The following is a 12,648-nucleotide window of genomic DNA, read 5'->3' as shown; positions in this document are numbered from 1 at the left end:
GGATATACGGGTGTTTGCAGGATTCCCCCACTTCAAATTTCGTTGGAAATTAGGTGGGGGAGTTCAACAATCCGAATATTACGTATGTAAAAGAGCCTTATGATTTCTTCCATACAACTCAACCCGTTATTACAATTCCAGATTTTAAAAAAAGAACTGACCAGTAATTACACATCTGGCCAGTCCTTTTATTTTTATTCCTTATTCGTTACCACATCCTCAGAAATATAAGCCGGTTCACCTTCTATCTGTTCTTCTGTCAATAAGTCCTCAGACTCCGGCATCGTTGTTCCACTTGTATGAACTTTTTCCAGTACGTCAACTTGAGTAACAGGCTTTTCTTCCACTTTTTCTTTTGGCGAAGTTAGGTACACACAAAGAATAGCTATTGTTAAGATAATGCCAAATAAACCTGCAATAACAATCGCCTTTTTTTGCCTACTATCCAACAACTACACCTACTTTCTTAAATATTCCCTTCCTTCCTTTAATCAAGTATATTGTGAGTATTTAGCTAAATGCCTTTTAAACTTTCCTTTCTAAATAATATTTTAGGTAATAGAAGTTAAGAACAAAGTAATAACGCTCTTTTCTGTGGAGAAGGGCAAGACTTTGCAAAATCAGCTCCGCACCGCCGCCTTCATAAAGTGATACAAATGGAGAACCTGAACCTTTTTCATCATTGGGTTGGGATCAGACGCTCATGGACCTTTTTATTCCATTTCATCGGCAAAAACAAATGCTCGAAACACCCAAAACCTGGTACTCCGAGCATTTGTTACGATATCATTTTATTGTTGATTCCAAGGGCTTGTATTCTCAGCAATGACTTTCTTATACGAGGCGGCAACTGTTTGTGGGATTAAATCCTCTGCAAGTAATTGATCGACAGAAGCGTTCATCTTAGCCACCCAGTTTTCTCTTGTGCCATATAGATTCTTTAACTTTTCGTTAGTAAACATTGTCATAAAATCACTTTCTACCATATAAGTAGCCAGTGGGTGATCAGCGAGAGGATGACGAATTCCACCTACTACATTGCCATGCACATCTCTTGTGAATTTTCCTGTTGCAGGATCTATATTTACCCATCGATCGTCGGCAGACGGGAAGTACTTCTTAGGATCTGCATGTAGATTAGCCTTTTTAGCAATAGCATAATCATACAGGTTTTGCAATGCTCCACTTACAAACATATCAATGTGCAAATCACTCTTAATCGTATTAGGTAATGGACTAGTTGGGTATAGTCTAGCTTTTGCCCCAGCCTTAACAATCGCATCATTATTTGGAATAATCGGTGATATCGCATCTGAGTGAGGCGTCGACGCTACTTCATATAGTCTAAAAATATCATACTCACTGTTTTGATCCTTTTTTGACTTATAAGTAGAAGGACTCGCTTCTTTAGCCTTAAATTCCGCTTGAGACATAATCGCAATGTTTGGAACACCCATTGCCTTAAAGATGGTTTGTGGACTGTTTTCATTTGTACTTGGCACTGGTTGTAAAGGTGGTATCAAAGAAGTCGGTCTCGGACCCACCCAGTTATAGTAGCCATCAAACAAGTATTCTTTCTTTTTTGCATCATATAAGTATGGCTGGAAGGTATTTGTATAAGTATTCAGATACATTCCAGATTGGCTTTGCCCGCCAAGGAAAACAAAGTCTGGTTTTTTTCCAAGGATTTGTGCGCTTTGTTCGTCATCATGTAAAGCGACGCCAAGCTGCGATAACATATCCCAGAATAATCCGTTTTCATATTCACCAGCCTGATCAGCCCCCCAATCAATGGCTGCATATCTTACAGGATCAAATTTTTTCAACGCTGAAACATTGACATTTTTAGATGTAATGCCTATATAACCATGACCATTTTGCATGTAATATTCCCAGCTTCTTCTCCATGTATCTTCCATATCCGAATTATTGGATGCATTTAGAATATCGATATAAACAGCACCCGAAAAATTCTTCATATTCTTAGGCATACGAACGATGATCCGATTTGTATAATCATGAGGTCCACTCTTAATCGTCGGAACATCATTGCCTTCGATTTTACCAACCTCATACACATTGGCATTACCAGAAAGAAAAAATTCCTTTTCTGTATAATCATAATCTCCCCATATATCTACAGAACCGACAGATGACAACATCGAATTATATGGATGACTTAGATTTGGATTCGCCTCTACATCGGGTTGTTTTTCTGGATGAAAACCAATCGCTTCATGATCAAACGTTTTTTCTACAATCTTTGTTGGCTTAGCATTCGCTATAGCGGAAATTTTCTCAGCATCTGGTCCGCCGAAGCCTTTCTTTTCATTCACATAAGTTACTAGTTTGTCATAGCCTTCTTGTAAAATATAACCTGTATCCAATAGTTTTTTTGCTTGTTTTATGAATGGCTTTTTATAATCTTTTTCAAAATCAGGATATAATTTTGCTATTTTATCTGCTGTAAAAAATACCATGCTTCCATTTGTCTCAAAAGGCAATCCATTTCTGCTCGCATAATACGTTGCAATTGGATACTCTATCATCGGTGCACGGATTCCACCTAATGCATTTCCGTGTTCATCCGTTTTAGGAGTATATAATGTTTTCCCTTTCGTTTTAGTCTTTTTGTAATCGAGCCATTTGCCTTGAGCAGATGGAGCAGGTATCCCTTTGGTTACCCATTTATGCATGTTTTCTTGGGCAGCATTCACAAATATTTGAAGATTTAAATCGCTTTCATAATGTCCCGCATCATACTCCTTGGGTGGTCTGCCCTTCCCGTTACCAAGAGCAATTTCAGCGCTATTGGGAATAACTGCGAGTGTAGGATCAGTATGAGGAGTACCTGCAACCTCATAGAATCTAAACTTATTTTTCTTAGAATTTGAGTCTTTTTTTCTTTCATACTCAGGATATTCTGTTAAGCTTCCAAACCGGTGTTCAAATTCAGACATAATCACGATATATGGAACACTCGTTTCTGAATATGTAACAGATGGCTTCGGTCCATTCGAACGTACATTGGTCGTTCCAGGTCCTACTAAATTCAAATAACCGTCAAACAATGGCTTTCTTTTATTGGATTTTTTCAGGAAATCATCAAATAATGTGATGTACGTATTCAAATAAAAACCTGATTGACTTTGACCGGATAAATACACATATTTCGGGTCTAGACCACCCAATATATCACCTGCACTTTTGTCTCGAAGCTTAGTACCTAGTTGAGATATCATATCCCAAACCAACCCGTTTTCATCTACTCCATTTACTTTCCAGTTTAAATCTGCATATCTGTTACTATCGAATTTCTTTAGTGCATTAATCGTATCAGTTTTCGAAGTAATCCCAATATAGGCATGCCCCTCGTTCATGTACCAATCATAGCTTCTGCCAAAAGTATCTTCCAAATCTACACCGCTAGAAGCATTTAAAATATCTACATAAACTCGACCAGAGAATTTAGACGCATCCTTGGGGAATCTTACTAGTAGCCTTGTTGTATAATCATTGCCTAATGATTTTATGGATGGGTCATCTTTTTTATTGATGTCATATACATTTGCTTTACCTGACATGAAAAACTCTTTTTCCTCATAGCCATAGTCATTCCAAATGTCTACACGACCGCTAGAACTATACATCGAGCTAAATGGATGACTAATAGAAGTCGGTTCGCTATGGAAAGTCATTCCCTCTCCATACGGAATCTCTTTCACATTAGGAAGCGCTTTCATATTTTTCGTTATTTTTGCAGTATCATTATGCCTATTTGCTTGTGCAGAATATACTAAATCATCACTATTACTAGAGGCCGAGACAAAAGTGTTACCACAAAGAAGTCCTAGTAACAAAATTATTGAAAGAACAGTATTGGTATTCCTTTTACCAATTTTCATAGAATCCCTCCATTTTCTTATTTTTACAACCGTTTTGTTGTGTGTTGCTGTCCTTAAACTTGGAATTTCCCCCTAATTTCTAATCCCCCTTCTGTAAAGATACATATGTTGTTGTGAAGTCATAATCCCTCCAAATCTATAATGAATATCATGACTACTTTTTCGATATACTATTATTAAATCCATTTCATATTAGGCAGTTGGCATGCGAGATTGGATTTTTTCCTAGAAAAGAAAGCGTCTGTTTTCTTCCAGTAGTCCTTTCATGTGCATGGAAACTAAAGAATGCCTTTTACCGGAAAAATTGCTATATCTCACACCCAGATGTGTTTATCAGATTCGCCTTCGTATAAAATAATGCAAAGCAAAAGCTATACTTATCCTTTTACAGATCCTGCTGCAATTCCTCTTACAATTTTTTCCTGAGCAACAAAATACACCAATAATAGAGGGAGACTTCCTAATGTTAGTGCTGCCATTATTCCGGGTACATTGACGGAAAATTCTCCATAAAAATCTCGTAAACCTAGAGGCAATGTAAAATTTTCTTTGGAATTCGTCAAAACTAATGCAAATACAAATTCATTCCAAATGTGAATAAAGTTATAAATGGCTACTGTTGCAACTGCCGGTTTTAGGAGTGGAAATAATATTTTCCAAAATAACCGGAATTGGCCGCACCCATCAATCTTTGCAGATTCTTCTAACTCCGTAGGAATATCCTGTAGAAACTGCGTGAATATTACAACAGATACAGGTATAGCAAACGCCACGTATGGACCGATTAGTCCCCAAATAGTATCATATAATCCAATGTTTATCGTTAATAGATAAATAGGGATTAACGTGGTATGAATTGGAATCATCATACCAATCATGAAAAGGATAAAAAGAGGGCGATTCAACTTAAATTTCATCCTTGCCAAAGGATAACTTGCCATAGCAGATACAACAATGACCAATATTACTGAAATGACCGCAACTATCAAACTATTACCAAAATAACGCAGGAATTCCGACGATAACACTTTAGAATAATTTTCAAATGTTAAAAAATTGGGTAATGACCAAGGTGAAGTCATGAACTCCAGCTGACTTTTTAATGATGAATTAATCATCAGAAAGTATGGTAAGCCTGTAAAAACCAATAAGATTATTGCCAGTAAATAAAGTGGCATTTTGCTTATTTTTTTTATGATGCTCATTTAGCTCTCCCCTTTTCTTTTTTGATCAGAGAAAACAATAATGATTGTAATTACCAATGCAATTAAAAACATTGAAAAAGATATGCTGCTTCCAAAGCCCATATTAAAATTTGTAAAGGTTTCTTCATACATATAGGTGGCCATTAATTCCGTAGAATTGTTTGGACCGCCACCAGTCATTACGTAGATTAAATCAAAATATTTTAACGATCCAATAATAGATAAAATACTAGATGTGATAATTATTGGCATTAATAACGGTAATGTTATTTTAAAAAAGCGCTGTCGAGAATTTGCACCATCAATCATAGCGGCTTCATAGAGTTCTTCAGGAATTCCGACAATTGCTGCCCTAAATAATATCATATAAAATGGAGCATACTGCCAGCAAATCGTGATAATAACTGCCCATATTGCCGTACTTTCATTTCCTAACCAACCTCTTTGAAGTGATTCTAAACCAATCGACCCAAGCATTTTATTGATGATTCCAAAGTTACCATCATACATAAAGGTAAATAACATACCAATAGCAACAGTTGACATTAAAAATGGCATAAAATACACGGACCTGAAAAATCTCATCCCTTTAATAGGACTAAATAATAATAAAGCCATAATTAAGCCAAGAGGTAATTGAGTTAAAAGAGAGGAAACAACTAGTAATGAATTGTTCTTTAAAGAACTCCAAAATAATTCATCTTTAAAAAGGTCTATATAGTTCTGAATACCTATGAAGATAAAATTATTATCGATTCCTGACCAATTGAAAAGACTGTAATAAAAGGTCATAGCTATGGAATATAAAACAAAGACTCCATATATTAGTAACGCTGGGGCAATAAAGCCTGTTATTACTAAACCTTGCTTAAGTTTTACAGATATTTTCTTCTTATTTACTATAGAAATAGAATTAGAAAAAACCGGCAATTCTTTACTGTTTGTTTTCACAATCTCTCCCACCTCGATTTTTTTAAAAGAGGATGACTTATTGTTTCCAAAGATGATATTGGACCCTCTAAGTCATTCTCTATTTAATTATTTAAAAACGTCATTTAATAACTTCTTTCGCTTTTTCTTCCACCTTTTTCACAGCTTCTTCAGGTGTAATTGATAATCCAAAAAGCGCTTGAGTAGTATCTAAATGTTCTGTTGCAACTTCTGTTGGAAGAGTTTGATCATAAAAGGTTTGCAAGTATTCTGCCTTTTGCATAATATCATTGATTTTTTGTGCATATTTATCCTCATATTCCACACCTTTTACGGCTGAAATCCTACTCGCTTTATTTGCCATTTCCTTTGCAGTTTCTTTACCAGCAAGTTCTTTTACAAGCTCAACAGCAAGATCTTTATTTGCGCCTTTTTCTGCTACAGAAAACACTGGACTAACTCCGCCCACGATTTCTTTATCGGAACCTTTTCCTCCTTGAATTGACGGGAACATGAAGAATCCTAATTTTTTTTCAAACTCTGGCATTTCATTTCTTAATGTATTTAAAAACCAACTTCCATCAATTGACATAGCAGCCTTATCTGTATACAATAATTGTCTCGATTGACCTGTATCATAGTTCATTCCGTTTACACCCTCCGGAAAAGCTCCCATTTTAACAAGTTCTTGAATTTTTGTCGCCGCTTGAATATAAGCTACATCATCAAAGCCTCTACCTGAACGTCCATATGCTTCATTGAATAGTTCTTTGCCCCCTATTCTTTCCGCTAAATACATCATATATAAGGAACCTGTCCATTTTGATTTATTCGCTAGTGCGAATGGAATAATCTCATTAGATTTTAACGTTTTTATAATCTCTACTAGCTCATCATAGGTTTGAGGTTCTTGAAGATTGTATTTCTCAAAAATTTCTTTATTATACCAAACTGGAACAATATTCATAGTTACGGGAAGACCATAAACCTTTTCATTATAAGTTGATGAAGAAATGGCTGCTGGTAAATAATTGTTTTTGTCTACAGCATTTGTAAGATCTTTTACTTGACCAGCATCAACAAAATTTTTTAACCATCCGCCTCCCCATGAATGAAAAACATCCGGAGGGTTTCCACCACCCGTAGCAACAGTTAACTTTGTTTTATACGGATCATTTTCTTGCCTAACTAATTTAACAGTAACACCAGGGTGACTCTTTTCAAATCTTTTCACAGCATTCTTTAAAGACTCCTCCGCTGGTCCTTGATCAACATGCCAAACGGTTAGTGTTTTTGAATCAGATTTACTTGAATTAGAACTTTTTGTTGTTGGAGCTTTTGGCTGACATGCAGTAATTAAAAGAAGAAATACTAACAAAACGGAAATTAACGGAGTTTTCCTTTTCAAATACTTAAACATTTTTTTCATCTCCCTTTTAAAAAATAGATTTATCCCATCCCTAGCTATCTCTTTTAAATAAAATAGATAAATATAGTAATAGGAAAGACAAATGAATTAAATTTTGTTTATCTAACATAATACTTTATTTCACGACAACTTTTGTTCAATAGGCAGTGAAGCTGGTTTGTCACATGTACTTTGCATATTATAGTAAGTCTCATTTTTAGAAGAATCATGAAAACCATGCATGGCCTCTAAAACATGATATGCTAAATGGCCATTGGCTCGATGGTTACTATTTCCAGTTAAAAGCGCCTGTGCCATGTCGGCTACCCCAAGGCCTCTGCTGTTTTGAGAATAGCCATAGGAAAGGGGGACATCAATAAATTCTTTTTCATCCTTTTTTCTTATTCGAACAGGTCCACCAAATGTATTTGGATCTGGTACCAGCAGGGTACCTTCACTTCCATAAACCTCAATTGGAGGAAGGGATGTTCCACCAAATGCATCAAAACTGGTCGTAATCGTTCCCACTGCGCCTGATGAAAAATCAATGATTCCAGAAATATGGGTCGGGGTTGAAACCGGAATCTTAGAGCCAGCTTTTGGTTCACTCGTTATAACACGTTCCGGATAACTAATTCTTGCTGACCCAGCGATACGCCTAATTGGACCAAGCATAGACACTAAAGCTGATAAATAATAAGGTCCCATATCAAACATTGGACCGCCTCCAGCTTCGTAATAGAAAGCAGGATCTGGGTGCCAATGCTCATGCCCACGGTTAATCATAAATGCAGAGGCACCAATTGGATTGCCAATTTCACCATTTTCAATTAGTTGAATAGCCGTTTGGATACCCGCTCCGAGAAAGGTATCTGGTGCACTCCCAACCAGTAATTTTTTTGCTCTAGCAGTTTTTAATATTAGCTCTCCTTCTTCCCGTGTTACCGCAAGAGGCTTTTCAGTATAAACATGTTTACCAGCTTCAAGTGCCTGAATACAAACTGTTGCGTGTGCCTTAGGAATCGTTAAATTAATCACTAGATCAATTTCAGGATCTGAAAGAAGTTCACCAACAGAATAAACTCTAGGAATATTATATTTTTTTGCTTGTGCCGCTGCCCGCTGTTCATCAATATCGGCACATGCAAGTAGGTCAAGATGGTCGAATTTTCTACAATTTTCCATATAAATAGAACTTATATAACCGCAGCCTACAATACCAATTCTTATTTTTTTCATTGTAGTCATCTCCTTTTCAAATCAGATATTACTTATTGACTATCTCCCATTCCAGAAAATATTCGCCCATTGCCATTTCCTGCTGTTCCAAAGGTAATATACCGCGATCCTGCAGCGCGTTCTTTACCTTTTGCAGCCCATAAAAACCCTCGTCGCATTATTAAAGAAACTTCTGGCATTTTTACAATATTAGCCTTATGACCTAATGAATTATAAAAAACATGTCCGTGCCCCCATCGTTTTGTCCAAACGACAGGCATATCTACTGCTTTATTAAAAACATGCGGTCCATCTACTACTGGGAAACGAGTGGTGGCCAGAACTTCAACTGCCGGATCCACATGAAGATAGTACTGCTCACTAACCACTTTAAAATCAGTTAAACCATCTAATAGTCGGCTTGAAGAGTGTTTAACGTTAACCATATATTCAACCCCATCATTACCAGGGTGTGCTACCCAGTTACCACCAGTGATGAACTGCCAATCGACATTGTCTCTGAAAGAATCACACATTCCTCCATGACAGCCTGCTAAGCCCACACCATTCATTACAGCTTCTGAAATATTTAAAACGAATTTTTTTTCAACCTTCCCCATTGTCCAATGTGGAATTATTAAATCCAAAGATTTAAGTTTCTCAACGTCTTCATATGAAGTGAGAGTGTCAGAGACTTCAACGTTAAAATTTTCTTCTTCTAGTATTCCTTGAAATATATTTGCGACCTGTTCAGGCTCATGTCCATCCCATCCACCCCATACAATCAATGCACTTTTCTTCATTTGTCGCACTCCTTTCAATCTATAATTCTGAAGGTTTTACCCATCCCCTTCTTGCAATGGATAATTCAACCGCTTCCAAAACTTGCTGACATTTCACACCATCTTTAAAATTAGGAATGGGTTGACGGTTTTCACGAAAAGCTTCCATAAGTTCTACAATTTCATGAATAAACGTATGTTCATAACCGATTGTATGCCCTGCAGGCCACCATGCTTCTGAAAAAGCATGTACAGGATCTGTTGCAAGTACACGACGGAATCCTTGCACATCATCCCTATCATCGCCAAAATACACTTGCAGCTCATTCATTCTTTCAAAATCGAAAATAACGCTTCCCTTACTGCCGTTTATTTCAAAAGAATTCGTGCTGCGATGCCCTGTAGCAAAACGTGTAGCTTCGAATGAGCCTATCGCACCATTTGCAAACCGAGCTAAAAACAAAGTCGCATCATCTACAGTAACTTTTTCTTTTTCTCCGTCAGCACTGCCCGTTGCTGATAATCCGGTCATATTAGTCGGAATTGGTCTCTCCTTAATGAAAGTTTCATTTATTCCAATCACCTCGGTAATGTCCCCAATCATATAATGAGCCAAATCAATTAGATGAGCTCCTAAATCCCCATGTGAACCGGAACCGGCAATTTCTTTCTGGAGTCTCCATGTGAGGGGGAAATTTGGATCAACAAGCCAGTCTTGTAAAAACCAAGCTCTAAAATGGTAGATTTCCCCCAATCTTCCTTCATCAACAAGCTTTTTAGCCAACATTACTGCTGGTGCAAATCGATAATTAAAACCGACCATATGTTTCACTCCTGCAGCTTCGATAGCTTCAAGCATTTTTCTTGAATCCTGAAGTGTAAGCGCTAACGGTTTTTCACAAAAAACATGTTTTCCTGCTCTTGCTGCAGCAATCGCTATTTCTTTATGTACATTACTTGGAGCATTAATATCAATTAAATCAATATCATCCCTTTCCACTAGTTCCATCCACTCAGTTGTGTATTCCTCCCAGCCAAATTGAGAAGCTGCTTTAACAACTTCTTCGGTATTACGTCCACAAATAACTTTCATTTCAGGACGAATAACATTAGGAAAAAATAATGGAAGATCTTTATATGCATGGCTATGTGCTTTTCCCATAAATTTATAACCAACCATACCAACTTTTATAGTCTCCATTAAGCTACCCCCCTTTTATCAAATTCATATGTGAAGATTCTCGTTCAATAACAGTTACAGAAAGTCGTTCTTGAATTACTCTCTTTTCATCCGAGGATAGTAGTTGTACAACCTTTTCAGCAGCTAGATACCCCATATCAAACAATGGCACTTTGACAGTACTTAGTGTTGGAGTAGTAATTTTGGACAGATCTGAATCATCGTACCCAATAATTACATAATCCTTGCCAACTTGATATCCCTGCTGCCCTAATCCCTGCATTAAGCCAATAGCCATACGGTCATTCCCTGCAAAAATAGCTTTGAAATCTTTTATTAAGGGACCTATTTTTTCTGATGCAAGAAGTCCGCTTTTTCGGCTGTAATTCCCGTGAAAGATCCAATCAGTATTTTGTGTTAATTCAGCATTAGCAAATGCATCATGATATCCTGCAAGACGATCGACGCTATTCGAATATTCCATTGGCCCGTTTAGAAACAATACTTTTTGGAACCCCTTCTTAATTAACATAGAAACAGCTTTAAAACTGCCATCATAATGATTTGCGTCAAGAAAATGAAAAGGGTGGCCCAGAAAAGTCTGATTAAGAAGACAATACGGTAGGTTCTTATGATGAAGTTTTTCCAGTGCCTTAATTTCATCCGGAGTATTTTTAGATCCAATAATGATACAACCATCAACCCTCTGTGAAAGAAAAAATTGGAGATAATCTTTTGGTTCATCCATAGGACTAAATAAAAGCAACAACCCGTATCCTTCTTCTCCAAGCTTTGTACCAATTCCATTTAGTAATTGTGAGAAATAATAAGTTGAAATCACATCAACTTTTGGAAAATAAGGTACAATAACACCGATATTTCCACTCCTCCTCCTAGCAAAGCTCTGAGCAATTGAGTTTGGGTAATAATTTAATTCTTTTGCTGCTTTTAAAACTTTACGTTTAGTTTCTTCCCGAATTGGACCTACATTATTAAATACTCTTGAAACTGTCGCCTCAGATACACCCGCTAGCTTTGCAACATTCTTTCTACTTACTAAGATAATCACCCCCACAATGTACGCGTGTTCATTTCTATCTTCCGACATTTTCAGATAATTGTCAATATACAAATTATTCAGATAATAATTAATTAAATGGTTTCCTACAAAAGTGATTGTTTACCTTAAGAAAGATATGATGAATGATTCAATTTTCAATAGTAACATTCAAGGCTAATTAATTCTCCAAAATATCTTCCTTATCTCCTTGAACACCAAACCGGTATTTCGTTACCGAAGAATAATTTTCCCTCTTATCTAATATGACAGATGGGAAATGGGTATGATGATCCGCGTCAGGTAATCCCTGTGTTTCTAAACAGATATCAAGATATTTCCGAGAAGGAACTCCGTTGAATTCCCCCTCCTCTTTCAAGGTATTTCCTGAATACACAACAAATCCAACCTCATCCGTTTCTACCGCTAAAGTCCGTCCGCTTTCAACGTCCATTAGGACAATTTCCTGGTCATTATTTGTATTTAGAAGAAATGGATGATCATAACCTTCCCCTACAAGTAAATTTTGTGGATGATCCGATGCCCCCCCTGTTTTTATCAGTCGTTCCCTCCTAAAGTCAAATGGAGTATTTTCCACTTCTAGAAACTGACCATTCGGGATAAGTTCCTGATCCAGCTCCAAAAATTTATCACTTTTTATGTTTAGCGAATGATTCAATACATTTCTTTTTACATTCCCGCTTAAGTTGAATTAGGAATGGTTGGTGACGGTTAATACAGTTTTTTATCTGTTTGATCAGAATAATGAATCATTAATTCATTCTGGTTATTTAAGGTATATGTTACGAAATGGGTCAGGTTCCCCGGATATCCTTCCTCACCACTCGAGCTTACATAGCTAAAACGAAATTTATTTACACTTTTCATACAAGATAACAAAAAACCGATTCCATAATCTTGAACCGCGAATTTAAGGTCTTTCCATTTTGACCCGCTTCATTT

Annotated in this window: 11 protein-coding genes; all 11 read right to left on the bottom strand. The window is 36.7% G+C overall.

Translation table 11 applies throughout. From position 1 onward, the window contains the following. Nucleotides 1-194: 194 nt before the first annotated feature. A complete protein-coding gene (locus ACIQZI_RS04215) occupies nt 195-449 on the bottom strand; it encodes a hypothetical protein (protein ID WP_403069766.1) in 255 nt (84 codons plus the stop codon). A 342-nt stretch (nt 450-791) separates the two neighbouring features. Then, nucleotides 792-3,905: an alpha/beta hydrolase domain-containing protein gene (locus ACIQZI_RS04210; RefSeq protein ID WP_403069763.1), complete on the bottom strand. Its 3,114-nt coding sequence runs from the start codon at nt 3,903-3,905 to the stop codon at nt 792-794. A 377-nt stretch (nt 3,906-4,282) separates the two neighbouring features. Continuing rightward, nucleotides 4,283-5,110, bottom strand: coding sequence for a carbohydrate ABC transporter permease (locus tag ACIQZI_RS04205; protein WP_403069760.1), 828 nt, complete (start codon nt 5,108-5,110; stop codon nt 4,283-4,285). Next, a complete protein-coding gene (locus ACIQZI_RS04200; RefSeq protein WP_403069757.1) occupies nt 5,111-6,061 on the bottom strand; it encodes a carbohydrate ABC transporter permease in 951 nt (316 codons plus the stop codon). A gap of 100 nt (nt 6,062-6,161) precedes the next feature. Further along, entirely contained in the window at nt 6,162-7,460 is a 1,299-nt protein-coding gene (locus ACIQZI_RS04195) for an extracellular solute-binding protein (protein ID WP_403069754.1), read from the bottom strand. 129 nt (nt 7,461-7,589) lie between these two features. After that, entirely contained in the window at nt 7,590-8,687 is a 1,098-nt protein-coding gene (locus ACIQZI_RS04190) for a Gfo/Idh/MocA family protein (protein ID WP_403069751.1), read from the bottom strand. A 32-nt stretch (nt 8,688-8,719) separates the two neighbouring features. Next, nucleotides 8,720-9,469 carry a ThuA domain-containing protein gene (locus ACIQZI_RS04185; protein ID WP_403069748.1) on the bottom strand — a complete coding sequence of 250 codons (750 nt, stop codon included), beginning with the start codon at nt 9,467-9,469 and terminating at the stop codon, nt 8,720-8,722. A gap of 19 nt (nt 9,470-9,488) precedes the next feature. Beyond that, a complete protein-coding gene (locus ACIQZI_RS04180; protein WP_403069745.1) occupies nt 9,489-10,649 on the bottom strand; it encodes a Gfo/Idh/MocA family protein in 1,161 nt (386 codons plus the stop codon). Between the two features lie 4 nt (nt 10,650-10,653). Next, on the bottom strand, nt 10,654-11,736 hold the full coding sequence (locus tag ACIQZI_RS04175; protein WP_403069742.1) for a LacI family DNA-binding transcriptional regulator: 1,083 nt from the start codon (nt 11,734-11,736) through the stop codon (nt 10,654-10,656). 130 nt (nt 11,737-11,866) lie between these two features. After that, the gene (locus tag ACIQZI_RS04170; RefSeq protein ID WP_403069739.1) at nt 11,867-12,364 is read right to left on the bottom strand and encodes an aldose epimerase family protein; all 498 of its coding nucleotides are present in this window, start codon (nt 12,362-12,364) and stop codon (nt 11,867-11,869) included. 53 nt (nt 12,365-12,417) lie between these two features. Then, the gene (locus ACIQZI_RS04165) at nt 12,418-12,573 is read right to left on the bottom strand and encodes an aldose epimerase family protein (protein ID WP_403069736.1); all 156 of its coding nucleotides are present in this window, start codon (nt 12,571-12,573) and stop codon (nt 12,418-12,420) included. Nucleotides 12,574-12,648 lie beyond the last annotated feature (75 nt).

Source organism: Peribacillus sp. NPDC096379 (assembly GCF_044762875.1).
Taxonomy (GTDB): Bacteria; Bacillota; Bacilli; order Bacillales; family DSM-1321; genus Peribacillus.
Note: the sequence above shows the minus strand (reverse complement) of the source record. Positions and strands in the feature narration are given on the sequence as shown.